Genomic DNA, 23,961 nt, shown 5'->3' with positions numbered 1-23,961 from the left:
TACATAGATGAAACGAATCATGTGACTTCCTGACACACGCGGCCCATAACGTTTTTCTTGTCAGCATCATCACTGGCTCTGATCACTGAAAGTGGGAAGCCCGCATGTTTTCACGCAAAAGCAAAGCCGCAGTTGTAGCCGCCCTGGCCGCCATAACCCTCGCCGCGAGCGGCTGCTCCGCCACCAGCTCAGCTTCCGCGGAGGCCGGGTCAAAAGAAAAGTTCACCATCGCCACCTCCGGCACGTTCCGGCCAATAACGTACTCCGACGGCGGTAAACTCACTGGCTTCGACATCGAAGTGGGAACGCTAATCGCAGAGAAGCTCGGCATGGAGCCAGAGTTCGTTGAAGGACAGCTCTCTGGCCTACTCCCTGGTCTCAACAGCGGAAAGTTCGACGCTGTTATGTCCGGCCTGATCATGACTGAGACACGTAAGAAGTCCATTACCTTCTCCACCCCTTACCTCGCTGACGGCGCAGTGGCAGTGGTCAAAAAGGACAACACCACCGTCACCGGACTCACCAAGCTAGATGGTTTGGTGGCCGGCGTAATTGGCGGGTCCGGAACCGAATCAGACGTCAAGGACATTGGCGGGTTCAAGGAACTCAAGGCCTACCCCGGCGCACCGGAAGGTTTTGCCGATGTTGCTGCAGGCCGCATTGAAGTCTTCGCAGCCGGCAAGATCGCAGCAGAGAACTTTATGAAGAACTCTCCCGTTGCAGCAGATTTGAAAATTGTTGGCGACGTCTACGGCATGAAGCCTGCAGGTGTGGGACTGCCCAAGAATGACACCGAGATGAAGCCCAAGGTGGACAAAATCATCAACGAGCTCATCGCAGACGGCACCATCGCCAAGCTCAACGAAAAATGGTTCGGCTTCACGGTTGAAATCCCCAAGTCCTAAGCACCCGTTCCCCCTCACCGACTCTTAAGAAGCTATGGATACCAATGAGTTTGGCTCAGTAGCAGCCGAATACTTCCCCATCTTCCTCTCCGGTGCGCTGACCACCCTGGGGATCGTGGCCGCAGCAATAGTCTGCGCCACGATCCTCGGGTACATCATCGCCACCCTTCGGCTCTCCCGGATCCGCGCGCTGCGGATCTTCGCGGCAACGTACGTCTGGTTCTTCCGCGGCCTGCCGCTGATGCTCTCGCTCTTCTTCTTCTACTACACCAAACCGTTTGGGCTGACTCTGGACGCTTTCACCGCCGGCCTTTTGGCGATGAGTCTCAACTCGGCGTCGTTCTTCTCAGAAATCATCCGTTCCGGGCTCAAATCCGTGAACATTGGGCACCTTGAAGCGGCCGATTCCGTAGGGATGAACCCGCTGCAGAAGTTCTTCCGGGTCACCGCGCCGGAGGGTGTGCGGTTGATGACTCCCCCGTACATCAACAACTGCATCATTATGCTCAAGGAGTCCGCGCAGATCTCCGTGATCACCGTCCCGGACCTGATGCTGCAAGGCCAAAAGGCGTACAACTCCACGTACAACGTGATGGAAACCCTAGGTGTAGTGGCCGTGATGTACCTGTTTATGACCAGCCTGCTGATGGTGGTCCAGATTGTGATCGAGAAGAAAATGGGCCGCAAAATGGGCACCACCAAACAACTCCGCGAAACTGTAGGGAGCATGGCATGATCGGCATCACCGGACTGACCAAAAGCTATGGTTCACGCCAAGTCCTCAAAGACGTTGACCTGCGCATCCTGCCGGGCGAAGTAGTGGCGATCATCGGGCCCAGCGGCGCCGGCAAAAGCACACTCCTGCGCTGCATCAACATGCTGGAAGTGCCGGACTCCGGACGCATTCACGTGGACGGGCGGCAGGTTTTCTACACCCCCAACGCCCGCGGCAAGCTCGGCCTAGTTGACCAATTTCGGCTCACCTGGTTGCGGCGGGAAATCTCAATGGTGTTTCAACAATTCAACCTCTGGCCGCACCGCACTGTGCTGGACAACCTCGTGGAAGGACCGGTCATTTCGCAACGCCAAAAGCGCTCTGACGCGGTGCCACGAGCGCTGGAAAAGCTTCGTTCCGTAGGCCTCGAAGAAAAAGCGGACGCCTACCCAAGCGACCTTTCTGGCGGTCAACAACAACGTGTTGCGATCTGCCGGGCGCTTATGATGGAACCCAAAGCGATCCTCTTTGACGAGCCCACCTCCGCGCTGGACCCCGAGCTTGTGACCGAGGTTTTGGACATTATGAGCAAGCTCGCCAAGACCGGAATGACCATGGTGATCGTCACCCACGAGATGAAGTTTGCCCGCGACGTTGCTGACCGCGTGATTTTTATGGAACACGGCGGCATTGTGGCTGAAGGCCCGCCGGCGGAAGTCTTTGAACATCCTCGCCTGCGAGGCTACGCCTCTCACTTGAGTCACTAAATGGCGTCCTATCTTCTCTCACGTGCGTCTTCGCGGCCAGACACTCGACCCGTTCTGACGTGTGCTTTGGTGCCCGGCGTAACTATGCCGGGGCAACTGATTGGCATCGGAGAAAACTACTGGCCAACGCCTGCCACTCCCGCAGAGAATTACAACGGTGGGAGGGCACTTCGCCGGGATCCTGGCCGAGTACCGCTCATCTTTGGGAAGTTTCCCGGAAGTCTGACGACGCACGGTGCGCCGATCATCCTCAATCCGGGGCTGAGCGGAAACGTGGTCTGCGAAGGTGAGCTCGCCGTCGTGCTTGGAAGCGTTCTGAAAAATGCCGCCACGGAGGAGGAAGCGCTCGCGGCAGTAGCAGGGGTGACAGTGGCCAACGACGTCTCGGCTAGGGATCTCCAAGCTGCGGACGTTCAGTCTGCGCGGGGCAAGAGCCTCGACACTTTTTGCCCCTTGGGAGCCGGAATCGTGACCTTGGATTCCATCCCCGATCTACAGTCACTTGCCGTGACTACGCGCATAAACGGCAACGTGGTGCAAGAATCATCTACCGCCTCCATGGTGTTCACTGTGGCGGAACTGGTGATGTTCTGCTCGCGCTTTATGACCCTCTATCCCGGGGATGTGATCCTCACGGGGACGCCTTGGGCAGAAGACGAATCGGTCCTCGTGTTGCACCCGGGAGACACTGTGACCGTGGAGATTGAACACGTGGGTATCCTCACTAACCCCGTCACCTCCTTTGAACCGTGACTTTCGCTTGCCAGCAACCTCGTATCATTCTGAGCGGCTATGCCGCAGCGCCGGCTTTGGTTGGCTGGAATCTGCAGGACGAGGCCGCGTTTCTGGCCGCGGCAGCTGAGCTGCCGCACATTGGCGGGTTTGAGATTCCGTTTTACGCATCCGGACAGCTTCACAAGTACGACGGCGATTGGTTTCTTCATCAACTCCGGCACATGCCAGCCGACTTCGACTACGTCCTGACCACCATTCCAGACACAATGGATAGGCTCGTCTCGCCTGCGTTTGGATTGGCATCTAAAGTGACGGCGGGCCGCAAAGCTGCACTTGCAAGAGCAGCCTCAGCCGCCGAGGCAGTACGGACTTTGAATAAGGTTCTGGGCCGCAAGGCAGTCCGCGCAGTCCATTTGTACAGCGCTCCCAGGCTCTCGGCTGAGGACTTGATTGACACGTCTCCTAGTTCAGTCGCCGCCCTGACCAGCTCGCTCCAACAATTGGCCGAATACGACTGGGATGGCGCGTTGCCCGTGTTGGAACACTGCGACGCAACATCCAATGCGCGGCTCCCTGTCAAGGGCTTCATGCAGTTTGAACAGGAAATCGAAGCCGTTGTTGCAGCTGATAGCGGCATTGGTGTTTCTGTAAATTGGGCCCGTTCCGTCATTGAAAATCGCGACACAAGCGCACCGCAACGTCATGCGGAACGAGCCGCCGAAGCGCGCGTATTGGCTGGGTTCATACTCTCGGGATGCTCAGACAGGGTCACTGAGTTCGGTGGCGCATGGGATGACACTCACCTCCCTCCAGCGCCGGTGGAATCATCATCGCTTCTGACATCTCGACACATCAGTTCCATAGCTACCATGCTGGAGAAACCCTTCCCCGAAGGGCAAGCAGTGCCGTATCGAGGCCTTAAAGTGTCTGCTCCCGCCGGATTCAGCGTGGAGCAGCGAGTGAAGCTGCTGGCTAGGTCTATCGACACTGTGCATGGAGCAGGGTTTTGACGGCGCCGATTCGTCACGCTCGTGGCGAAGGCACCAAAATTCATGATCTGCCACGCGGCGGCCCAGGCGCCGGTTGAGGTGATCAGCATCCTGACTCACGCGCAGCCGCAAAACTACCCCAAGTCTTGGAACCTAATGTCACCGCCCCGCCCGGAACCCCATCTCCCTCGAAATCGCAGCCGCAGTACCCTGCACAGGTTTGAGGAGTTCTCGCATTCTGTTCGCTGGCATGTACGGCGCGGTTGCCGAGACGCTGATGGCCCCAACAATGGACCCGGAACCATCACGGACGGGCGCAGCCACGCACCGGATGCCTGGCTCGTTTTCCTCCATGTCATACGAGTAAGCACCGTTACGGTAGTGAGCCATCCGGGCAACAAAGTCCTCTTCGGCTTTAGCCCCGGCCTGGCGGGCTGCGGGCGAAGCAGCCGTCTCATCCGCAGGAGTCTCAGAGCGCCAGCGCTCCACCCACGCGCCTTCGTCGTCGTCCAACAAAAGCGCCTTGCCAATACCAGTACGCGTGAGCGGCATCCGTAGGCCAACCCGCGAGCGCATCTCAGCGCCTCGCTGTCCCGGGATCTTCACCAGATACAGCACCGAGCCATGATCCCTTACGGCAAGATGCACAGTATCTAGTGCCTGGTCTGCCAACAATTCAAGATGCGGCGTTGCCACGGCCGCCAACGGATTAGAGGCCAGCGCACTAAATCCAAGCTCAATCAACGTTGCTCCAAGGGCCAGGCCGGCCGAGGTGTCCCGTAAGTAGCCTTCGCTTTTCAGAGCCTGCAAGAGCCGATGCACCGTACTTCGCGGCAGACCAGTAACCCGCTGCAACTCAGTAGCTTCCTTGGCGCCACCAGCAACAAGGTGAATCAGTGACAATCCGTTCAGCAGCGTTTGGGCGCCTTTGGGCGTCGACTCTGACTTTGGCATCAATTCCATACGTCCCACTATATGGGAACTGGTTGAACAATGTGGGACAGGACACCTAATTTCATTGCATGCATCACCTCGAATCTCCCGGACAGCCCGCGCTGGTGGCCCTTGACTGGGGCACATCCTCGCTCCGTGCTTGGTCACTAGACCAGGACGGAACCGTTCTATCCGTGACTACCTCACGCGATGGTCTCCGAGCAGTCGGCGAGCGCGCCATCACCAACGGGCATGAACCAGCGCAAGCCTTCGCCGAAGCTTTGTCCGCCGTTTCCGAACAGCTGGGTGCCTCCGGTGTACCCGCACTGGCCTGCGGCATGGTTGGCGCAGACGGCGGCTGGACAACCGCCGCTCGCCTTGACCTACCTCTGCCAGCTGATGCCATGGCCTTACAACCGACTGCCGTTCTCAATACCTCTCCCTCAGTGAGGATCGTCCCAGGCCTCAAAACGTCTCCGGACGCAACTGGAGCCTCGGACGTGATTCGCGGTGAAGAGACTCAAGTCCTCGGAGCTCTGGCCCGCCTAGGAAACCCCACGGAAGCGAACTTCATCCTTCCCGGCACCCACACCAAGTGGCTTCAAGTAGCCAACGGCAAGATCGTCGACTTTGCCACGGCCATGACGGGTGAACTTCATGCCGCGCTTTTGGACGCCACCATTTTGGGCGATCCCACACGTAGCGCCGGCAAGCTCCTGCGCACCACATCAACAACAGATTTCGGCGCTTTTGATTCCGGAGTAACGCACTCCTTGACTCATCCAGACCAGCCGTTCGCCGCCCGCCTCTTCAGCGCCCGCACTCGGTACCTATCCGGCGAAATTGCGCCCAGCAGCATCCCCTCATATTTGTCTGGCCTGCTCATTGGCGACGAGACAGCCGCCATGCTGCCCCGGACCCGGCCTGACTCCGGAGTACCTCTGGCGCTGTGCGCGGACGGTCCCCTCGGCAAGCTCTACCAGCGAGCTTTAGCAGCCCAGGGCGTCCATGTCCCGCTCCTCGAGGACACTGCCCTTGACGGTTTGCGCGCCATTGCCCGCGCCTGGGGCCTCTTGCCAAACAACTTCGCCAGCATCTCCGCTCACCTCGCATAAGGATCACAATGCCTTCCACTCTCACTGGCCTGATCGCCATTCTGCGCGGCCTCACACCCGAAGAAGCCCCCGCCGTGGGCCGTGCCCTCTACGAGGCAGGCTTCCGCACCCTAGAAGTCCCCCTCAACTCCCCCAACCCCTTAGAGTCCATCCGCCTACTCCGCAAAGACTTACCCCAAGACATTCAGGTGGGCGCGGGAACCGTCCTCACCCCCGCGCAGGTAGCCGACGTTGCAGCCGCCGGTGGCCAGCTCATCGTCTCCCCCAACGCCAATACCGAGGTCATCGCCGCCACGGTTGACTCTGGCTTGGCCAGCTACCCCGGCGTGGCTACACCCAGCGAAGCTTTCGCCGCACTCAGCGCTGGCGCCACAGCCCTCAAGATCTTCCCCTCCGAAACCGTGGGGATCGCCGGCATGAAGGCATGGTCTTCCGTCCTTCCAGCTGGCACACAACTACTGCCCGTGGGTGGCGTTGATGAGCAGACACTCGGCACGTGGCTGCAAGCAGGAGCCGCAGGGGCAGGCGTGGGCTCCTGGCTCTACAAACCGGGGCGTTCCATCGATGAGATTGCCGAACGTGCAGCTTCGCTGGTCACCGTTTGGACCACACACACGGCTGCCTAGCCCCCAGCCCTTCCGAAAGATGAGCTATCAATGAAGATCAAATCCATCACCACCTACACCGTCCCGCCGCGCTGGCTCTTTGTAAAAGTTGAGACAGACACCGGGGTCATCGGCTGGGGCGAACCAGTACTCGAAGGCCGCGCTGCCACCGTTGCAGCAGCCGTGAACGAACTCGCCGACTACCTGATTGGCAAGGACCCCCGCTACATCGAAGACCACTGGACAGTGATGTACCGTTCCGGCTTCTACCGCGGCGGCGGCGTACACATGTCCGCCCTCGCAGGACTAGACCAAGCCCTCTGGGACATCAAAGGCAAAGCACTCGGTGTCCCCGTGCACGAACTATTGGGCGGCAAACTGCGCGACTCCATCAAGGTGTACTCCTGGATTGGCGGCGACCGCCCTGGCGAGACAGCAGCGCAAGCGCGTGACGCCGTCGCCCGTGGTTTTAGCGCCGTAAAGATGAACGGCCCTGAAGAACTTCAGTACGTAGACACTTGGGACAAAGTTCAACGAGTGGTCCATAACGTCTCCGAAATCCGCGAGGCTGTTGGCCCAAACATTGGCATCGGTGTGGACTTCCACGGACGAGTCCACCGGCCCATGGCGCGCGTACTACTCAAAGAGCTGGAGCCGTATCACCTGATGTTCGTAGAGGAACCAGTCCTCTCCGAACACGTTGACGGCATCGCTGACGTATTGCGTGAATCCTCCACTCCCATCGCTTTGGGCGAGCGCCTCTTCTCACGGTGGGACTTCCGCCACGTTCTCGAGTCAGGCGTAGTGGACATCATCCAGCCCGATCTCTCACACGCCGGCGGGATCACAGAAGTCCGCAAGATCGCAGCAATGGCAGAAACGTACGACGTCGCACTGGCACCTCACTGCCCACTGGGACCTATCGCTTTGGCCGCCTGCCTTGCTGTGGACGCCGTCAGCTACAACGCGGTGATTCAAGAACAAAGCCTAGGAATTCACTACAACAAATCCAACGACCTCTTGGACTACATCAAAGACCCCAGCGTCTTTGACTACGCCGAGGGCATGGTCAAGATCCCTTCCGGGCCGGGCCTAGGAGTGGACATCAACGAGGAATACGTCAAGGAGCGGGCCAAAGAAGGCCACCGCTGGCGCAACCCTGTATGGCGTCACGCTGACGGCTCCTTTGCGGAATGGTGACCCAGCTTTAACCGCTTTCCCATCACACAATGCGTTTCCCAACTTCTCACAACGAGGTGACTTAATGAGTGCAACCCTCGCGCCGTCTATTCTGCGCAAACTAAATTTGAAGATCATCCCTCTGGTGATCATCTGCTATTTCATCGCCAATCTGGACAAAACGAATATCTCCATCGCGGCCCTCCAGATGAACGCCGATCTTGGAATGACTGCCACCATGTACGGCGTTGGTGTCTCCGTCTTCTACATCACCTACCTGATCTTCGAAGTGCCCTCCAACCTGCTGATGACCAAAGTGGGTCCACGCATCTGGATTGCCCGCATTATGATCTCTTGGGGCCTGGTCAGCTCACTGATGTGTCTGGTCCAGGCGCCGTGGCAGCTCTACACCCTGCGCCTACTTCTAGGTGCAGCTGAAGCCGGCTTCGCGCCGGGCATCATCTACTACCTCTCGCAGTGGTTCCCGCAAGCCAACCGTGCCCGCGCAATGTCCTTCTTCTACATGGGCTCCGTGGGCGCCTCAGTCATTGGCCTCCCGCTGGGCGGCGCCATCTTGAACCTGCACGGAATCCTCGGCGTCAGCGGCTGGCGCTGGCTGTTCCTCATCGAAGGTATCCCGGCGGTGATCCTCGGCGTCGTAATCCTCTTTGTAATGCGGGACAACCCGCACAAGGCTCCCTGGCTGTCCCATTCAGAAGCCGATGACCTCGTTGCAGTGCTCGACGCCGAACGCGGCACCGCCACCATTGGGGTCCACGTTCCTTGGTACAAAGCCATTGCAAACCGCACCGTACTGGGACTCTCCGCGGTGTGGCTGTTCCAAGCATTCTGCACCATTGGCGTCACACTCTTTATGCCGTTGATCCTCAAGGGCATGGTCCCCAACTCAGGCAGCGTCCTAGTGGGTGTGCTTTCCGCGGTACCGTTCCTGGCCGCTATCGTTTTTATGTACTTCAACGGCCGCAGCTCAGACAGGACCGGGGAACGTTCCAAGCACCTCGCATTCCCCCTCATTGCAGCCGGAGTGTGCATGGCTCTTGCCCCCTACACCCCAGCCCTGCTGGCGTACATCTTGCTAATCCTTGCAGTGGGCCTCACCTTCGCTCTGACCCCGGTGTTCTGGGCAGTAACCACCGAGAAGATCGTTGGCGTTGCAGCAGCAGCCTCAATCGCCGTCATCAACACCGTGGCGCAATTCGCTGGACTTGGCCTGCCACCCATCCTCGGCTCCATCAAGGACAGCACCGGAAACTACAACGGCGGACTACTGCTCATCGCAGCAGCCCTCATCCTCGGCGGCATTCTGGGACGCATCATCACCCGCAACCACCGATCACACAATCAACCAGTTGTTCCAGTTGATCTGGACTCACACGCTCAACTCGCCACAGATGAGGTATCTAAGCGATGACTCCCAACACCGGTGCCCTTCCCCTCGAGGAAGGGCACCGGGGCCCCCTTCTCCAACACGCCCCCGTCCCGGACATGCTCCTCGAGGCGCTCCGCCAAGACCACGAAATTGTGGATTTTTATGCCCTCTCCCCCGCTGACTTCGAAGCCCGTGCACCCGAATTCCGTATCCTGCTCACCAACGGTGAGGACACCGTGTCACGGGAGCGGATACAGTCACTGCCGAACCTGGCATTGATTGCGAATTTTGGTGTGGGCTATGACGGAATCGATGTGCTGGCAGCGGCCGATCATGGTGTCCAAGTGAGCAACACCCCGGAAGTTTTGACCGAAGACGTGGCGGATTTAGCAATGGGGCTGCTGCTCTCAGTCTCGCGCCAGATCCCGGCAGCTCAGCGGTTCCTTGAGTCCGGAGCGTGGACAAATGGTGGCTTTGCGTGGACGCACAAGGTGTCCGGCTCGCGGCTAGGTATTGTGGGGATGGGTCGGATCGGCGAGGCGATCGGACGCAGAGCTGCGGCTTTCCATATGCCGGTGCGTTACTACTCCCGCCAGCCCAAACCTTCCGTTGACTACGAATTTGAGCCATCGCTCGTGGAGCTGGCGACTTGGGCTGACGCGCTAGTGATCTGTGTTCCAGGCGGCGCCGCCACAAAGGACTTGGTCAACGCAGAGATCCTTCGCGCCCTCGGCCCCCACGGCTTTTTGATCAACGTGGGCCGGGGCTCGGTGGTGGACGAAGCGGCGCTGATTAAGGCTCTTCACGCTGGCGAGCTCGGTGGAGCGGGGCTGGACGTTTTCGCCAACGAACCCCACGTCCCAGCCCAGCTGCAAAATCTGCCCAACGTGGTCATTACTCCCCACATTGGCAGTGCCACGTGGCAAACACGTGAGGCCATGTCTCAACTAGTGGTGGCGAACATTCGGGCGTTTGAGGAAGGCCGGCCACTGGTCACTCCAGTGGGTCACTAGCGCAAAACCCAACAACGGCGGGCCAGGTCCCCACCCAACCTGGCCCGCCGTCGTCGTTATCCCTTCAAGGCAAAACCAAAACCAAACCCTACGGGTGCACCAGCACCTTCACCGCTGTGTCCTTGTGGTTGATCAGGATGTCGAAACCCTGCTCCACCAGGTCATCCAGCGCGATCCGGCCGGTGATAAACGGTTTGAGGTCCACCTTGCCGTCCTGCACCAGTTTGATCACCGCGGGATGGTCGCGCACATAGGCGATGGTGCCGCGCAGGTCGATCTCCTTGAGCACCAGCTTCTGCATGTCTATGGTGGCCGGGGCACCCCAAATGGACACGTTCACCACCACGGCACCGGGCCGGACAGCATCCAACATGGTGTCCAACACGGCATTCATTCCGGCGCATTCGAACGCCACATCGGCACCCGTCCCACCGGTCAGATCCCGCACCCGCTCCGGCACGTTCTCCCTGCTCGGATCCAGCACATAATCGGCCACACCACTGGAGAGCGCCTTCTCCTTACGAGCCTCACTGATCTCGCTGATAATCGTTGTCACGCCCATGCCCTTAAGCACCGCGGCGGTCAGCAGCCCGATTGGTCCCGAGCCACCCACTAGCGCCGTGTCACCAGCCTTCACACCGCTGCGCGCCACCGCGTGATGCCCCACGGACAGCGGCTCAATCAGCGCAGCCTCATCCAGCGGAATGTCCCCAATCGGGTGCACCCACCGCGCATCCACCACGATCCTCTCGCTGAGCCCACCGCCACCACCGGAAAGCCCAATGAACCCCATCTGCCGGCACAAGTGATAGCTACCTGCCTGACACATGTCACAGTCACCATCCACAAAATACGGTTCCACAACAACGTTCTCACCAACGCTCAGACCCGTCGCCCCTTCCCCGACCTCCGTGATGGTCCCGGAAAATTCGTGCCCCAAAGTCACTGGTGATTCCTCATGAGTCAGCGGATGAGGATGCCCGGGCGCCGGGCAGAAAATGGGGCCTTCCAAAAATTCGTGGAGATCGGTACCGCAGATACCGCACCACGCAACGCTGATCTTCACCGCCCCGGGCCGAAGTTCCGGCTCCGGGATGTCCTCAATACGAATGTCCTTGCGAGCGTGGAAACGTGCTGCCTTCATGATGTTTCTTCCTTCTAGCGGGGGACCCATCTGGCAGGGGTGCTGTGCGGAATCCACAACGCTTTGGCCCTGCATGGTTTTCACATCCTAGGCGGCTAGCTTGACCAGGGACTAGGGTCTTTTGGCACGGTGGGAACCCGGGGAACAGCTCGCACTCCAGGGAGCTGCTGTCCGGCAGCTGACTACTCCACAGTGAACGTAATTTGGTGCCATCCGCTGGAACCGTCTGGCTGCGGCGGCGCCTGCTTCTCTTCCTGAAGAGTGCCGTCAGCGGCGTAAGCGCGGACCCGCACATTGTGCGAGCCTGATTCAGCACCATCCCACTGGTAGGACCATTGACGCCAGGTATCTACCGACAGCTCGGCTGCCAGCGTTGCCGTCTCCCACGTCCCGCCGTCCAGCTGAACTTCCACCTTAGAAATTCCTCTACGCTGCGCCCAGGCGGTGCCACCCATACCCACCTTGCCCGCCGGTACTCGGCCCAAAGCCTTAGGTACTTCAACACGGGCGGCAGTTTTGATGGGTCCATGATCAGACCATCCGCGCGAGGTCCAGTACCCTTCCTTTTCAGCAAAGGTGGTGACCTCCAAGTCCACTACCCACTTGGTTGCCGAGACAAAACCATACAAACCCGGCACCACCATACGAACCGGGAAGCCATGCTCCAAGGGCAACGGCTCGCCATTCATACCAACAGCCAACATGGCATCCCTGTCATCCTGAAGTACCGGCAGCGGCGTTGACGCGCTGAAGCCGTCCGAGCTAGTAGAAAGCACCATGTCCGCGCCGTCCTTGGGCTTGGCACGGGCCAGCACTTCACGCAGCGGGTAGCCAAGCCACTTAGCATTTCCGGCCAAGTTTCCACCCACCACATTGGATACGCAGGTCAAGGTCGCATAGGACTCCACCAGATCGGTGGCCAGGAGCTCATCAAAGGTCATGGTGAACTCGTTCTCCACCATCCCGTGCACCCGCAACTCCCACGTACTCGGATCAAGTTCCGGGACCACCAGTGCAGTATCAATGCGGTAAAAGTCAGCGTTGGGTGTAACAAAGGGCGTCACACCCTTCACGGGCGCCTGCACACCTGCCGGCACCGCCTGGGCCGCCCGCTTTGCGGCCGGAAGTTTCAGCGCGTCCCGCACCTGACGGGCGGCATTGCGGGCAGTGGCCAACAGATTTCCACCAAAACCAACGACGACGGCGGCACTCGCCACCATGGCCGACCTTACGAAAAACGTGCGTCTGCTTGGCTGCAGAACCGCAGCGCCTTCAGCCTGGATTTTCGGGGTACCAGCAGAGTTGCTCGTTGTTGAGATCTTGGCGGAAAGCGCTCGAATCAAGTAACGCAGCACTGCTAGTCCCACCACGGTTCCCACCAGCAGCGGCAACAAGTCCGTCAGCATGGCACCAGCGCGGGTGATGATGCAAGTACCCATCACCGACGCGAAAGCCACCACCATTCCTGCCCCGATGACCAACCGCTTCACGGCAAAAACGCCTGCAACAGCGGCCAGAATCACCACCACGATCATCATGGAGAACAGCAGCACCGCTTTGTCATTGGTGCCAAACGTATCGATCGCGAAGTTCTTTAGCCATGCCGGAGTGAAGTCAATAAACGCGGCCCCCACGGCAGTGAGTGGGGAGGAACGTGGCCCCACAAAAGCCGCCAAAAGTTGAGCCACAGCAAAGAGCGAACCGGCAGCAATAATGCCACCAAGACCCGGCCACAGCTTGCCCCGAACACGGGTCCAGAAATGGCCGTTTGTGGGGTTGTTATTGCGCGTTCCCATCACGTGCTCCTCGCCAAAAGTCAGATGCCGCCCCGTAAAAACGGAACGCTTTATTGCTCTGTACTTCGGAACCGGAAGCTCTGCGGATTGGAATGGGGCGCAGCTTCTTTAGCGCCGCTTCTTTAGCGCAGGTTCAAGCAAGCAGTTTGGGACTAAACCGGCTGCAGCAAAATGGGCGTGGTGGTGGGCTGGACCGAACCGCCAGCGGGCTCCACCGTAATACCAATGTGCGTGGCACCGTCCAGAGAACCGTCCAAGATCTGGAAGCTTGACGCGCTACCAGAGTCCTTCATCAAACCCGCAGCCACGGCACCCTTGTCGCTAATAAACCACAGCTCGTAGGCTTTTCCTTCAGGCGGAGCCGGCATGTTCTTGACCATCACCCCGGCCCGGTTCACTTGCCCGGACGTAGCTACTGTCACTAAAGTGCCTTGCCCCACTTTGGCTGTGGAAACCTTCGCATCTTGGGCTCCCATAATGGCCAGCATTGACGCCTGTTGCTCTTGTTCAGAGGCCAAGCGTTGCTCCAGAGCCTGCTGGTCTGCACTCGGTCGACCAGTGTTGTGACCGATCACCCAGCCACCCACACCGGCACCACCGAAAACCACCAAAGCGGCAGCAGCCGCTACCCCTGGCACCCAACGACGGCGAGGAGCACCGGAAAGCCGGGAACTCGGCGTCGTACCTTTCCGCACGTCACCGCGGAGTACGGACTCACGCTTTGTATTGAGGTCCGGAACAACGTCCGACGCCGACAACTGAGGTGTGTTGCGGATGGTCGCCATCAGCGTGGCTTTCAACTCCGCAGGCGGAGCTTCGGCCGGTGCACCGTAGGCCAACAAGGCGGCAGCCTGGCTGAGGCTGCGAATCTCTTCTTGCGTATCCTCATTGGCCAGCGCGTGGCGTTCAAATTCTTTGCGTTCGGTGTCAGAAAGGGCATTGAGCGCGTACGCCCCGGTCAGTAGATGTAATTGTTGTTCCATTACGCCACCCCTAACCGGTCTCGTAGCCTGATCATGCCGTCACGAATTCTTGTTTTAGCGGTTCCAACCGGAATGTCCAGAAGTTGCGCCACCTCTTGATGCGTATAGCCGCCATAGTAAGCCAGGCGGATGGCCTCTTGCTGTGAATCCGTCAGCGTCTCGAGTGCCTGCTGGACGCGTTCCGCCTCAAGACTATTTTCAACCGTGTCAGCGACGTCGTCGTAACTCGCTTGATACTCCTTAACGCCTTCGCGGAGATCCCGGTCCCGGCTTGCTTGGCTTGCACGGACTCGGTCAACCGCCTTCCGGTGGGCAATTACCAAAATCCAAGCCATCGCTTTGCCACGGTCTACGTCGAAGCGTGCAGCCTGAGTCCAAACGTCCAAGAAAACTTCTTGAGTAACCTCTTGGCTCTGTGACGGGTCCCGAAGCACCTTATGTACTAGGCCATAAACTCGGGCCGAGACCGCGTCGTAAAGTTCGGAAAAGGCCGCCTCGTCGCCTTGGGCGACGAGGCGGATAAGTTCTTCGTGCGACGGTGGGTCCAGAGGCTCCACGGTCCGCAGCCAGGGCACTCGCATGACGTCTACTCTGTCATGCTCTGAGCCCATGTAACCATCCCTTGTTATCCGTGTTGCTGGTGTTGTTACTTCATTGCCGGGGGCATCATGACGGAGTCAATCAGGTAAACCGTGGCGTTAGCGGTCTTCACTCCACCACAGATCACCTTGGCGCCGTTGACCATGATGTTGTCACCGCTGCCGGTAACTTTCAGCTCGCTGCCCTCGGCAGTTTTGTGGGTACCATCAACCTGGCTCGGGGAAAGCTGGCCGGGCACTACGTGGTACGTCAAGATGGACGTCAAGGTCTTGGAATCGGTCTTGAGACCATCGATGGTTGCCGCAGGAATCTTGGCAAAGGCGTCATCAACAGGTGCAAAGACGGTGAATTCGCCCGAGTTCAGGGTGTCCACAAGATTGACATCCTTGTTCAACTTGCCGGAAACAGCTGCGGTCAAGGTCTTGAGCAACGGGTTATTGGAAGCTGCAGTGGCTACCGGGTCAGCGGCCATGCCGGCTACAGAACCTGAACCTGAAGGGACAGCAGCGGCGTATGCAGCACAGCCCGAACCAACCATGTCGCCTGCGGCGGCCATGGGAGTGGTTGCGTCAGAAGTTGCAGCCGGTGAGGATGCAGCAGATGAGGCTGGGGCGCTCGACGTCGACGGTGAAGTAGTGGTGCTACCGCCACAAGCCGTGAGGCTCATTGCCGTAACTGCGAGAACTCCCAAACCAAGGCTGAGGCTCTTGCGGGTGGTGGAAGACTTGAAAACGTTCATAACGATTCTCCATATGTGGAAAGCGGAAGGTCTCCGCGGGCTTCCCTTGCCACCGATTCATAAGTAATAGTTTCGGGGGCTGTTCGGGCTGTCAGAAAGTAATTCGGAACAACGGCTGGTGTGGATTGGAAAGATTCAAAAAACTTTAATCGGATTAGCTGCGCGATTAGATTTGTTTGATTTAGTGATGGTGACCAGAATTGTTTAGCCGTTCAAGATTGCTGGTGCCGTGTTCCCCGCTGGTGCCGTGCTCGCCGTGCGGGACTGCGAATTCCCCAGCGGTAGATGCCGCCAAGCCAACAGTGGTTACAGATGCCACCACAATTGACGCCACGAACATCACTCCACGCACCACAAACGCAGGTCGATTTCGGCCATTATTGGATTCACGCGATAGCCGAAAGGTCCTATTACGTTGCCAACCGATCACGGCCAACAGCGAAAGTTCCAGAACCAGCAGCGAACCCACTGTTATGTCTAAGTGCCGTGACCCATCGGCCACTCCCCAGACGCAAACAACAAGTGTTGCCAAGTGAACAACAGCAGCAAATACCAATAACCGGAGGGCCGGCACAATTTGGGGAAGGCGGCCGCTGCGAAAAACGGCTACCGAATAAATCCCGGCGGCTACCGCCCAAACTGAGGCCAGTATCGCCGCGGTCCACCCCCACCACGCCGCCGGACCGTCCGCACGGACGGCGCCGGCAGCAAGACTCGAGGCTGCGGCAAACCCCAAAGAAGCCACACCCACAGCAGCGAGGCCTACATACATGCCGGTCAGCTCGCCGCGGTTCTCTGAAGATTCACGGGTTCCGGAGGAGTCCTGGTCTTTAGAGGCGTTTGCCAGTGGCTTTGCCGTGCCAGCCATTGCACCGGCAGCGTGGAAGGTAGTCATCTCTAGGCTGTGCGAGCTGCTACGGCCCGGTCCTGAGAGAGACCCACCGCCAAGAGCAGGAGTGCGCTAGCCAAGTGGAGAACGTTGTCCGCCCCGTTGAGCGCAATGATGTTCAACGCGGAGGAGGTCAGGAACAGACCAACAATTCCAACCAGCAAGTAGACGGCACCCACGGTGGTGTTAACAGATTTAGCAACGGCAACGGAGGTCATTCCTGCAAAAAGCAGAGCACCGCCGATCGCCAAGTGGATGATGTTGTGCAGCGGGTTGACCTCAAAAATGATCAGGTTCCGGCCTTCTGTGGCAAAAAATCCGATTCCACTCGTGACAAAAAATCCGAGAACGCCCACCAACAGGTAGACGGCGCCGAAGATGGTCGCCAGCAAGCGGTTGGGTGAAGTGCGCATGACGTTTAATCCTTTTCCGTAGTGCGGAGTACCTGGTCCGCATCGACTCACGTGATCCGGAAGGACCTCGCAAAAGACATTCGTAACCGCGCTCGGAATGGATTGGTGTTTTTCTTGAGTGTTTCCCACCCTCCTTGAATGGTGCACTTGGCCGTCCAGCCCAGTTCCTCGGAGATTTCCGTACCACCGCCGCAAAAAATCCCCTAGATTCCAGGGTTTAGGGCCGCAGAGTTTGGGCGGGAAGGTCAGCAAGTGGGCAGGAAGGGCAGCAAAACGTGAGCGTCAAAGGTGCTGTGTGGTTGCCGGGCTGTAGATCCGTACGCTACGCAGACACTGTCACCGTCACTGTCACTGTCACTGTCACTGTCACCGGACCATTACTTCGCATCTGCTAGTGCGCATCGGCGGGATGCTCAGTGTTTTTGTTTGCCCGACGACGGCGGGCGGGTAACGCCGTCGTCCCAGATCACTGGGGCACTAAAGACTGCTGGGGCACTAAGTACTGTGGCGCTAAATACCGTGGCACTAAAGTCTGCTGCGGCGGCACCGGGTGCGGCTACGGCAGGACTTAGACTCCGCCGTCACCCCGTGCCTTCTCCAAATGCTCCTTGGCGGCCTGCTCAAGGTGCGCCAAATCGGAGGCCACGGAGGTGAACGTGTACCCCTGGCTCAAGCGCTTCGCGGCTACCTCACCGGACAGTGTGTGAATGCCGGCGGCAATACCCGCAGCCTTTGCAGCGGCGGCAATCCGGGCCAGAGCCTCGTTGAACACAGCCTCCACCGCAGGGTCTCCGGGGAACGCCCCACCCACCGCGATCGCCAGGTCCGATGGACCCACATAGATTCCGTCCAAACCGGGAGTGGCACAGATTTCCTCAACGTTCGCCAAGCCATCCGGGGTCTCGATCATCGCAAAAACCAGAGTGGCAGCGTTCGCTTCAGCCGGGACTGGGCCGATCCGCAGGGCTGACCGCACCGGGCCATAAGACCGCCCACCCAACGGCGGATACTTTGCCGCAGCCACAGCCGTGGCGGCATCCTCAGCCGTATTGATCAGCGGCACAATCACACCCACGGCCCCGGCGTCGAGCGCTTTGCCAATAGCTGTGAGGTTATTCGCTTCAACCCGCACCATGCCCAGAGCCGCAGCGCCGGCGTCGATAGCCATCAGGCCGTGGACAATGCCCGAATAATCCAACAATCCGTGCTGAGCATCGAGGGCAACATAGTCATACCCCAGCCGGGCAATCCGCTCGGTGGCCGCTGGTGCATCCAACACCACCCAGTACCCCACCACCTGTTCGCGTGCACGGATCTTTCGAGCAAACTCAAGCGCCAGCGGGGAAGTCATAGCTGCCATTCAACCAGTGCCCCACCAAAAGCGACACAGCCAGCTAGCCTTAGGCAGCAAACGGTGTGGAAACAACTGGCTCGCCCCGCATCCAGATTGGAACGTCTCATGGAAATGATCTAGGAGTTCTACACCAAAATCACGTGGGACATTACCCCCGTGGGCGATTCCTGCCACTTGGTCCTCACCCACAGCGAATTGCGCGCGGACGCAAATAACCAGCTCTACGGCGGTTGGTCCATGATCCTCTCGGGGCTAAAAACCTGGCTCGAAACCGGTGAGAAGCTCACGACTCCCGGTTCGCTAATGTACGGCTAAGCGCCGCTAGCATCCTTAGCTGCGAGGGCAAGGTCAGCAAGTCCGCGCTCAAAATCGCCGCCCACCAACTTGTCCATGTTGATCAGCTTGGCGAACAACGCTGAGAATCCCTTGTTCTCCCCCGTCATTCGCCACGTGACTTTAGTCCCGCCGTCTGCAGGTTCAAAGGTAAAAGTTGTGGGATTCACGGCCCTAAAGGGCTTGGTAAATTCCAGCCGGATCCGGATTGTGGTCGGCTCAGTAGACTCCACAATTTCCATGGTCCCGCTGCCGGCTTTACGGTTCCCACTCCACGCATACTTGGCACCCACACCAACATTCGTGCCTGAAAATTCGCGGCGCATCTCCGGGTCCACCTTCTCCCACGGCGACCACTTGCTCCACTCATAAAAGCTGTTCACCAAAGGAAAAATGACCTCAGCAGAGGCGGGAATTAGCTTGCTGCGGCTCACTTCGAACGTAGACATGCGCCCATCATAAGCTCACCCCGCCCTAAGATCGATGGGGAACAACCAACCAGGTGGAGGCAGGCATGGACTTTCAGCACCTTATCGAGACCGTGGGGCGCTTGGTGGACTTCGCCGGTGTGGCGGTAATGGTCCTCGGAGCGATCGTTTCCATCCCCATGGCCCTGCGCGGTTACCGTCCCGGCAGGCTCGCAGCCACCCCCGGTTCTAGCCCACTCGGCTTCTACCGCCTCTACCGCCAGCTCCTGGGCCGCTCCATCCTGCTTGGCCTTGAACTGTTGGTTGCCGCGGACATCATCCGTACCGTCGCCGTCACCCCCACCTTCGAAAGCGTCGGCGTCCTGGCCATCATTGTGCTCATCCGGACGTTCCTCAGTTTCTCCCTCGAGCTGGAAATCACCGGCCGCTGGCCGTGGCAAAAAGCGCCAGCCAACCCGCCGTCGTCGAACTCTTAAGCTTTTCCCGAGGCCTTCCAGCCCACACCGACGGCGACACTCCCGGGCGTCCGGTGACACGCCGACGTCGGGCCCGTCCTGACGCCGAACCGCACCCACCGCCCATTGTCTCGATTTGATAACGACGGCGACCTCCCTTACCGTTGATGGATACCCGCAAAGCGGGAAACACAAAGCTGCCGAACGGGCCGGACTCGTGAAATCACGGGCCGGCAGCCGGTAGTGACATATGCCAGGTTCCGCCACCACCAGATACTGCCCGGCCGGCGGAAACCGTAAACATGACCTCAATTTGTCAGAGGCGGGCAGTGGCGCAATGACGTCCGGGGACGGACCGAGCGCAGGTGGCCTTTCGGAGCATTTTTTAGATGAAGAAGACAACTCTCCGCACTGCCGCACGCCGCTCACTTGCTGTAGCCGCAGTCGCAACCGCAGGCGTAGGACTGGCAGGAACTGCCGCCAACGCCGCAACCCCCACCAACACTTGGGACCAGATCGCCCAGTGTGAAAGTGGTGGAAACTGGTCCATCAACACCGGCAACGGTTACTCCGGTGGACTCCAGTTCAGCCCGGAAACATGGGCCGCCTACGGTGGAACGGGTAACGCCGCTGACGCAAGCCGCGAGCAGCAGATCGCTGTAGCAACCAAGGTTCAGGCAGCACAGGGCTGGGGCGCATGGCCTTCCTGCACCGCCCAGCTGGGAATTAGTGGCGCAGCTCCTGCCGCTGGCACCGCACCTGCTTCCACCACCACCGTACAGAGTGCACCAGTACAGAGCGCACCAGTACAGAGTGCACCGGTTCAGCAGGCTGCTGCACCGGCTCAGGCTGTGGCTCCCGCCCAGTCCGCAGTTCAGGCTGCACCGGCTCAGGCCGCTAAGCACGTAGCCCAGGTTCCGCTCAGCGGAAAGACCTACACACTCAAGGCTGGCGACACCCTGTCCAAGGTTGCCGACAAGCTTGAGATCAAGGGCGGCTGGCAGCTCCTTGCCGACGCTAACGCAGACACCATCAGCGATCCCAACCTGGTCTTCGCTGGTCAGGTTCTGCAGCTCCCCGCAGAGTAATTTCCGCACAGCCTTTTAGGCTTGGCCTTTGAGGCTCGGCGAGGCAGTGAGAACTGCCTCGCCTGCATCACCAGGCACGCCCCGTGGTTGACCGTTTTCCCCTTCCGGTCAGCTGCGGGGTGTTGCTGTTTAAGCTGCCGTTTCCCCGAAGCGTTAACGTCAGCGCTTATTGGGAACGTCAGCGCTTATTGGGCCGGCGGCCGAAGAGGAAGTAGCTCACTGGGCCCACAAAGTTGATCAGGCAGGCGGCCCGCCACGCCCAACGGTTGCCCTGGATTTCGGCATCGCTGCGCTGGCTAATGTCCTTTTGAGCGGCAACAAACAAAGCGATTTGCGCGCCTCCCATCACCACAACGCCGGCTCGTTGCAGCGCGTTCAGATCTTTCCACGCCTTCTTTTTGCTCCGTGACCTCATGGCAATTCCTTCCATTGATGGTGCGTTTTACGGCTGGTTTGTGACCGGGATGGCATAGGAGCAGCTGACCGTAGCGCCAGGCCCGGCGGCTGAACTCAGCCTACGGCAACGTCACTGGGCGGGAGCATCTGAGTTGTTGCGGTTTTAGTTACTGCATGGCGAAGCGGTACTCGGCCGGAACGGGCACCTGGGGGCAAACTTCTTCCCACAGCTCCGAGATTGCGTCTTCGCCTTCCCGCAAGTCCGGGATCTGAACGCCGTCGCGAAGAATCTGAGCCGCCTTGGCCGCTTGGCCAAGGCGCGCCAAGGCAAGTGCTTGAAGGAACTTGGGCCGCCCGGTCCCGCTAAGGTCCGACGGCGCCCGTTCAGAAAGTGCCAAAGCCACCTCGGGCCGGAGGTGACGAATGCTCAGTGTCATCGCCTCAACAAGCAACGAGGCATTTTCTGGCTCCACCGTGCACGCAGCCTCGAGCTGAGCTAAACCTTCCGCTATGCGTTCCGCCGCTGCCGCTCCTTCCGGATCCTGAGCGGCCAGACCCAGTAACGCCACTCCCCTGCCGCGCAACGCCAAGGCCTGAGAGCGCCGGGACAACTCCTTCAATTCCAATGCCGCACCGTAGGCCTGCACTGCGCTGTGTATCTGAACTGCACTGTTTATCTGAACCGTAGTGTCCAATTCCTGCCGGGCGTGGCGAATTATTGCCACATGGAACATTGCCTCAGCACTACCTTCCGCCAACAACAGCTCTTCCCAATCGCTGCCGCAAACAAAACTTGCCGCCCCAGTAAATCTTGGCTCGTGGGCATCCAACTCCGGGGAAGCAACTTCACGGGAACTACGCAAGAGCTGCAACCATGGAGCCGCCTCGTCATCAGCATCCACGTCACCAAACGGTGTACCGGATTCGTTCACCCAGGCCCGGCCGCCGGAAGCCTCGGCCCGCCGTTCGCGTTCAAGCGCACCCCAGGCATTACCGCGCAGCAACATGTGCGTGGGGGCCGTGTCAAAGCCAGCTTCCGCTTGGGCCAACGCAGCTTCCATCGAGGCACTGGGCATCAGCGTTTCAAGCCGCGCACTTGCGTGCTCCACCGCTTGGTTCCAATCCGCCGAATGCGCGGGCACAGATTCCAGCGCAGCGTTCCCAAAGGCCTCCACCCAGGACCACGAACTGTGCGCGGGCAAGGACAGGTGCTCAAATTGTGTTTGCGCCAACCCTGCCTGAATCTCCGCATACTGGCCGCCACTTGGGCTAAGCCATTCCTGCCACCGTTGACCGCCGGAACCCTGCCCCCAAACGAACAACTTTTTGCCCCTCAAACGGCCAGTTGAAAGCATTGCCAGCCCGTCGCCGTCGTGATCAACCGCGGTAATCCAGTGCCGGCGCCCGGGCGCAATGTCAAAGAAATAGTCCGCGGCGTGTGGGCTGTTCTGCGGCCACGTGGCGTCCCCAAAGTCCATCTTGGTAGGCGTCACACGTTTTATATCAGTGCTGTAGTCACTGCCGTAGGCCTCAACGGCCGGGGCGATCACCCGGGTGCTTGCGGTCTGCGGAACCGCTGCGTTGCTCCACCAATACATGGGCACGTTGTGGCCGTTCGGGTTCTGAATTCGGACAGCAGAGAGCAACACTTCCGAGTCCTCAGGCAGCCACAATTCCACTTGAAAAACCACTTCACGCAGCCGCTCAAATTCCCACATTCGCAGCACGTTCCGGCCATCTGGCAACTCAACGATCGCGGTATGTAGCGTCTGACACGTGCTCGGAGAATGGCCGCGGGTGCCGATGTTCCATTCGATCCCACCGGCAAACCAGCAATTACGGAGGGCCAAATTAGCGAACTGAACCGTATCTCCGGTGTGCAGCAAGTGTTTGCCGCTGGGCTTGTGGAACAGCTCCCACAAGCGTCCGCCCAGGGTTGGCAAAACCACCGCACGCAAGTACTTATTTTCAAGAACGACGGCGGGCACGTCACGGGTGTGAAGTTCCCGGCTATACCCGCTCTGCACAGAATACGGGTAAATATTTGCCACCCGCCCGTACTCGGTGGCCTCCCTCAACTGCGCCGGCACACCGGTTCCGATCCGGTATGGCTGAGCCAAAGCAGCTTGCACAGGCGGCAACGGATTTGCGTCACCCGCGTCCGGGATCCGCAAAGAGACACTGGTAAAAGTGACGTTTCCGTTGCTCGCCACGGCCGTATTACCTTACGGACCCTGCGGCGTCCACGGCGGCGCGTGCCGCCCGGACAACTTTTGGATCGGTGAGCATATAAGCCGTGGGGTCCTCCCCGTCCGCGGTGCCCAAGGACAACGCCGAGTTCCGCAATGTGGAGGAAATCCGTTTCGCTGACAAGTGAACTGCGTCAACACCAGCCCGGTGCATCAAGGGAATGTCGGCGACCTCCAGCCCACCGCCAGCCATAATTTGCAGCCGCCCTGCAGCCCGACGCACCATCCGCTCATGTGTGCCGACACCGTCGCCGGCCTTAGCGGCATGTCCAGAACTCAATACCCTGGTAAAGCCCAAGTCAATGAGTGTTTCCACAGCAGCCAAAGCATCTGGTGACTGGTCAATGGCCCGGTGAAACGTCAGTTCAATGTTCGGGTTCACTGACCGCCCAGCATCGGCGATAGCTTGCACTGATTTCACATCCAAGAACCCGCTCGGCGCCAGTGCACCAATCACCAAACCGTGAGCGCCCTGGCTCGCAAGTAGGCGAGCCTCGCGCTCCATAGTGCGGACATCGTCAGCCGAATACAAAAAGTCTCCCGGCCGGCAGCGCACCAAGGGGTGTACTTCCGTACGGGTGCCTACTTCTTCGAGGGCTGCTTCCATTAGCCCGGCCGACGGCGTGATCCCGCCACGTTCGAGCACCGTGCACAGTTCGATTCGATCAGCTCCGCCCTCAGCCGCGATGCGTGCACCTTCGGCCCCGATAACGGCAATTTCAAGCTTCATGTACCAAGCCTATCCGGC

Annotated in this window: 25 protein-coding genes and 1 pseudogene; 13 read left to right on the top strand and 13 right to left on the bottom strand. The window is 59.4% G+C overall.

Features of this window, described 5'->3' with window-relative positions; translation table 11 throughout:
* Nucleotides 1-104: 104 nt before the first annotated feature.
* Genes ACQQCD_RS02525 through ACQQCD_RS02505 form a run of 5 tightly spaced genes read left to right on the top strand, consistent with a single transcriptional unit; the run spans nt 105 to nt 4,132 of the window.
* Entirely contained in the window at nt 105-905 is an 801-nt protein-coding gene (locus ACQQCD_RS02525; protein ID WP_430266825.1) for a transporter substrate-binding domain-containing protein, read from the top strand.
* Between the two features lie 34 nt (nt 906-939).
* The gene (locus tag ACQQCD_RS02520; RefSeq protein ID WP_430266824.1) at nt 940-1,641 is read left to right on the top strand and encodes an amino acid ABC transporter permease; all 702 of its coding nucleotides are present in this window, start codon (nt 940-942) and stop codon (nt 1,639-1,641) included.
* Nucleotides 1,638-2,387, top strand: a complete 750-nt coding sequence (locus tag ACQQCD_RS02515) for an amino acid ABC transporter ATP-binding protein (protein ID WP_430266823.1) — start codon at nt 1,638-1,640, stop codon at nt 2,385-2,387. Before ACQQCD_RS02520 ends, ACQQCD_RS02515 begins: the two co-directional genes overlap by 4 nt.
* Entirely contained in the window at nt 2,388-3,140 is a 753-nt protein-coding gene (locus ACQQCD_RS02510; protein WP_430266822.1) for a fumarylacetoacetate hydrolase family protein, read from the top strand.
* Complete coding sequence (locus ACQQCD_RS02505) at nt 3,137-4,132, top strand: DUF4862 family protein (RefSeq protein ID WP_430266821.1); 996 nt, start codon at nt 3,137-3,139, stop codon at nt 4,130-4,132. The genes ACQQCD_RS02510 and ACQQCD_RS02505 overlap by 4 nt, the downstream gene beginning before the upstream one ends.
* A gap of 138 nt (nt 4,133-4,270) precedes the next feature.
* Here the strand turns inward: ACQQCD_RS02505 and ACQQCD_RS02500 are convergent, their stop codons facing one another.
* Nucleotides 4,271-5,074 (bottom strand): IclR family transcriptional regulator, encoded by an 804-nt coding sequence (locus tag ACQQCD_RS02500; RefSeq protein WP_430266820.1) that lies wholly within the window; start codon nt 5,072-5,074, stop codon nt 4,271-4,273.
* Between the two features lie 59 nt (nt 5,075-5,133).
* Here ACQQCD_RS02500 and ACQQCD_RS02495 point away from each other — a divergent pair, with 59 nt between their 5' ends.
* The 5 genes from ACQQCD_RS02495 (at nt 5,134) to ACQQCD_RS02475 (ending at nt 10,346) form a co-directional block, all read left to right on the top strand.
* Entirely contained in the window at nt 5,134-6,159 is a 1,026-nt protein-coding gene (locus ACQQCD_RS02495) for a 2-dehydro-3-deoxygalactonokinase (protein ID WP_430266819.1), read from the top strand.
* A gap of 8 nt (nt 6,160-6,167) precedes the next feature.
* On the top strand, nt 6,168-6,785 hold the full coding sequence (locus ACQQCD_RS02490; RefSeq protein ID WP_430266818.1) for a 2-dehydro-3-deoxy-6-phosphogalactonate aldolase: 618 nt from the start codon (nt 6,168-6,170) through the stop codon (nt 6,783-6,785).
* Between the two features lie 30 nt (nt 6,786-6,815).
* Complete coding sequence (dgoD, locus tag ACQQCD_RS02485) at nt 6,816-7,964, top strand: galactonate dehydratase (protein WP_430266817.1); 1,149 nt, start codon at nt 6,816-6,818, stop codon at nt 7,962-7,964.
* Between the two features lie 64 nt (nt 7,965-8,028).
* Entirely contained in the window at nt 8,029-9,375 is a 1,347-nt protein-coding gene (locus ACQQCD_RS02480) for an MFS transporter (RefSeq protein WP_430266816.1), read from the top strand.
* The gene (locus ACQQCD_RS02475) at nt 9,372-10,346 is read left to right on the top strand and encodes a 2-hydroxyacid dehydrogenase (RefSeq protein ID WP_430266815.1); all 975 of its coding nucleotides are present in this window, start codon (nt 9,372-9,374) and stop codon (nt 10,344-10,346) included. The genes ACQQCD_RS02480 and ACQQCD_RS02475 overlap by 4 nt, the downstream gene beginning before the upstream one ends.
* A gap of 88 nt (nt 10,347-10,434) precedes the next feature.
* Here ACQQCD_RS02475 and ACQQCD_RS02470 read toward each other — a convergent pair whose 3' ends face one another.
* The 8 genes from ACQQCD_RS02470 to ACQQCD_RS02435 form a co-directional block, all read right to left on the bottom strand.
* Entirely contained in the window at nt 10,435-11,490 is a 1,056-nt protein-coding gene (locus tag ACQQCD_RS02470; protein WP_430266814.1) for a 2,3-butanediol dehydrogenase, read from the bottom strand.
* A 182-nt stretch (nt 11,491-11,672) separates the two neighbouring features.
* A complete protein-coding gene (locus ACQQCD_RS02465) occupies nt 11,673-13,286 on the bottom strand; it encodes a molybdopterin-dependent oxidoreductase (RefSeq protein WP_430266813.1) in 1,614 nt (537 codons plus the stop codon).
* 152 nt (nt 13,287-13,438) lie between these two features.
* A complete protein-coding gene (locus tag ACQQCD_RS02460) occupies nt 13,439-14,269 on the bottom strand; it encodes an anti-sigma factor (RefSeq protein ID WP_430266812.1) in 831 nt (276 codons plus the stop codon).
* On the bottom strand, nt 14,269-14,880 hold the full coding sequence (gene sigK / locus ACQQCD_RS02455; RefSeq protein ID WP_430266811.1) for an ECF RNA polymerase sigma factor SigK: 612 nt from the start codon (nt 14,878-14,880) through the stop codon (nt 14,269-14,271). The genes ACQQCD_RS02460 and sigK overlap by 1 nt, the downstream gene beginning before the upstream one ends.
* 35 nt (nt 14,881-14,915) lie before the next feature.
* Nucleotides 14,916-15,608 (bottom strand): fasciclin domain-containing protein, encoded by a 693-nt coding sequence (locus ACQQCD_RS02450; protein WP_430266810.1) that lies wholly within the window; start codon nt 15,606-15,608, stop codon nt 14,916-14,918.
* 181 nt (nt 15,609-15,789) lie between these two features.
* The gene (locus ACQQCD_RS02445; RefSeq protein ID WP_430266809.1) at nt 15,790-16,503 is read right to left on the bottom strand and encodes a hypothetical protein; all 714 of its coding nucleotides are present in this window, start codon (nt 16,501-16,503) and stop codon (nt 15,790-15,792) included.
* Nucleotides 16,504-16,505: 2 nt separating this feature from the next.
* Nucleotides 16,506-16,910, bottom strand: a complete 405-nt coding sequence (locus ACQQCD_RS02440; RefSeq protein ID WP_430266808.1) for a DUF4383 domain-containing protein — start codon at nt 16,908-16,910, stop codon at nt 16,506-16,508.
* A 568-nt stretch (nt 16,911-17,478) separates the two neighbouring features.
* Nucleotides 17,479-18,261, bottom strand: a complete 783-nt coding sequence (locus ACQQCD_RS02435) for an HpcH/HpaI aldolase family protein (RefSeq protein ID WP_430266807.1) — start codon at nt 18,259-18,261, stop codon at nt 17,479-17,481.
* Nucleotides 18,262-18,393: 132 nt separating this feature from the next.
* Here ACQQCD_RS02435 and ACQQCD_RS02430 point away from each other — a divergent pair.
* Nucleotides 18,394-18,579: pseudogene (locus ACQQCD_RS02430) on the top strand (ArsR family transcriptional regulator); the annotation flags it as partial.
* Here ACQQCD_RS02430 and ACQQCD_RS02425 read toward each other — a convergent pair.
* Entirely contained in the window at nt 18,576-19,046 is a 471-nt protein-coding gene (locus ACQQCD_RS02425; RefSeq protein WP_430266806.1) for an SRPBCC family protein, read from the bottom strand. The pseudogene ACQQCD_RS02430 and the gene ACQQCD_RS02425 sit on opposite strands and share 4 nt — an antisense overlap.
* Before the next feature lie 65 nt (nt 19,047-19,111).
* On the opposite strand from ACQQCD_RS02425, the gene ACQQCD_RS02420 reads away from it, so the two are divergent.
* Complete coding sequence (locus ACQQCD_RS02420; RefSeq protein ID WP_430266805.1) at nt 19,112-19,501, top strand: DUF1622 domain-containing protein; 390 nt, start codon at nt 19,112-19,114, stop codon at nt 19,499-19,501.
* Between the two features lie 368 nt (nt 19,502-19,869).
* Nucleotides 19,870-20,568, top strand: coding sequence for a transglycosylase family protein (locus ACQQCD_RS02415; protein WP_430266804.1), 699 nt, complete (start codon nt 19,870-19,872; stop codon nt 20,566-20,568).
* A gap of 178 nt (nt 20,569-20,746) precedes the next feature.
* Here ACQQCD_RS02415 and ACQQCD_RS02410 read toward each other — a convergent pair whose 3' ends face one another.
* From ACQQCD_RS02410 to ACQQCD_RS02400, 3 genes are all read right to left on the bottom strand, one after another.
* Nucleotides 20,747-20,983, bottom strand: a complete 237-nt coding sequence (locus ACQQCD_RS02410) for a PLDc N-terminal domain-containing protein (RefSeq protein WP_430266803.1) — start codon at nt 20,981-20,983, stop codon at nt 20,747-20,749.
* A gap of 148 nt (nt 20,984-21,131) precedes the next feature.
* On the bottom strand, nt 21,132-23,177 hold the full coding sequence (locus ACQQCD_RS02405; protein ID WP_430266802.1) for a DUF5107 domain-containing protein: 2,046 nt from the start codon (nt 23,175-23,177) through the stop codon (nt 21,132-21,134).
* Between the two features lie 7 nt (nt 23,178-23,184).
* The gene (locus ACQQCD_RS02400) at nt 23,185-23,943 is read right to left on the bottom strand and encodes a copper homeostasis protein CutC (RefSeq protein WP_430266801.1); all 759 of its coding nucleotides are present in this window, start codon (nt 23,941-23,943) and stop codon (nt 23,185-23,187) included.
* Between the last annotated feature and the right edge of the window lie 18 nt (nt 23,944-23,961).

Source organism: Pseudarthrobacter sp. J1763, from assembly GCF_050490295.1.
GTDB lineage: Bacteria > Actinomycetota > Actinomycetes > Actinomycetales > Micrococcaceae > JBNPEO01.
This window is presented reverse-complemented; position numbering and strand designations above follow the sequence as displayed.

Excerpts from the sequence above, each read along its gene's own strand:
- ACQQCD_RS02525 (WP_430266825.1), top strand. The coding sequence starts at position 105 with ATGTTTTCACGCAAAAGCAAAGCCGCAGTTGTAGCCGCCCTGGCCGCC.
- ACQQCD_RS02520 (WP_430266824.1), top strand. The coding sequence starts at position 940 with ATGGATACCAATGAGTTTGGCTCAGTAGCAGCCGAATACTTCCCCATC.
- ACQQCD_RS02515 (WP_430266823.1), top strand. The coding sequence starts at position 1,638 with ATGATCGGCATCACCGGACTGACCAAAAGCTATGGTTCACGCCAAGTC.
- ACQQCD_RS02510 (WP_430266822.1), top strand. The coding sequence starts at position 2,388 with ATGGCGTCCTATCTTCTCTCACGTGCGTCTTCGCGGCCAGACACTCGA.
- ACQQCD_RS02500 (WP_430266820.1), bottom strand. The coding sequence starts at position 5,074 with ATGGAATTGATGCCAAAGTCAGAGTCGACGCCCAAAGGCGCCCAAACG.
- ACQQCD_RS02495 (WP_430266819.1), top strand. The coding sequence starts at position 5,134 with ATGCATCACCTCGAATCTCCCGGACAGCCCGCGCTGGTGGCCCTTGAC.
- ACQQCD_RS02490 (WP_430266818.1), top strand. The coding sequence starts at position 6,168 with ATGCCTTCCACTCTCACTGGCCTGATCGCCATTCTGCGCGGCCTCACA.
- dgoD (WP_430266817.1), top strand. The coding sequence starts at position 6,816 with ATGAAGATCAAATCCATCACCACCTACACCGTCCCGCCGCGCTGGCTC.
- ACQQCD_RS02480 (WP_430266816.1), top strand. The coding sequence starts at position 8,029 with ATGAGTGCAACCCTCGCGCCGTCTATTCTGCGCAAACTAAATTTGAAG.
- ACQQCD_RS02475 (WP_430266815.1), top strand. The coding sequence starts at position 9,372 with ATGACTCCCAACACCGGTGCCCTTCCCCTCGAGGAAGGGCACCGGGGC.
- ACQQCD_RS02470 (WP_430266814.1), bottom strand. The coding sequence starts at position 11,490 with ATGAAGGCAGCACGTTTCCACGCTCGCAAGGACATTCGTATTGAGGAC.
- ACQQCD_RS02465 (WP_430266813.1), bottom strand. The coding sequence starts at position 13,286 with ATGGGAACGCGCAATAACAACCCCACAAACGGCCATTTCTGGACCCGT.
- ACQQCD_RS02460 (WP_430266812.1), bottom strand. The coding sequence starts at position 14,269 with ATGGAACAACAATTACATCTACTGACCGGGGCGTACGCGCTCAATGCC.
- sigK (WP_430266811.1), bottom strand. The coding sequence starts at position 14,880 with ATGGGCTCAGAGCATGACAGAGTAGACGTCATGCGAGTGCCCTGGCTG.
- ACQQCD_RS02450 (WP_430266810.1), bottom strand. The coding sequence starts at position 15,608 with ATGAACGTTTTCAAGTCTTCCACCACCCGCAAGAGCCTCAGCCTTGGT.
- ACQQCD_RS02445 (WP_430266809.1), bottom strand. The coding sequence starts at position 16,503 with ATGACTACCTTCCACGCTGCCGGTGCAATGGCTGGCACGGCAAAGCCA.
- ACQQCD_RS02440 (WP_430266808.1), bottom strand. The coding sequence starts at position 16,910 with ATGCGCACTTCACCCAACCGCTTGCTGGCGACCATCTTCGGCGCCGTC.
- ACQQCD_RS02435 (WP_430266807.1), bottom strand. The coding sequence starts at position 18,261 with ATGACTTCCCCGCTGGCGCTTGAGTTTGCTCGAAAGATCCGTGCACGC.
- ACQQCD_RS02425 (WP_430266806.1), bottom strand. The coding sequence starts at position 19,046 with ATGTCTACGTTCGAAGTGAGCCGCAGCAAGCTAATTCCCGCCTCTGCT.
- ACQQCD_RS02420 (WP_430266805.1), top strand. The coding sequence starts at position 19,112 with ATGGACTTTCAGCACCTTATCGAGACCGTGGGGCGCTTGGTGGACTTC.
- ACQQCD_RS02415 (WP_430266804.1), top strand. The coding sequence starts at position 19,870 with ATGAAGAAGACAACTCTCCGCACTGCCGCACGCCGCTCACTTGCTGTA.
- ACQQCD_RS02410 (WP_430266803.1), bottom strand. The coding sequence starts at position 20,983 with ATGAGGTCACGGAGCAAAAAGAAGGCGTGGAAAGATCTGAACGCGCTG.
- ACQQCD_RS02400 (WP_430266801.1), bottom strand. The coding sequence starts at position 23,943 with ATGAAGCTTGAAATTGCCGTTATCGGGGCCGAAGGTGCACGCATCGCG.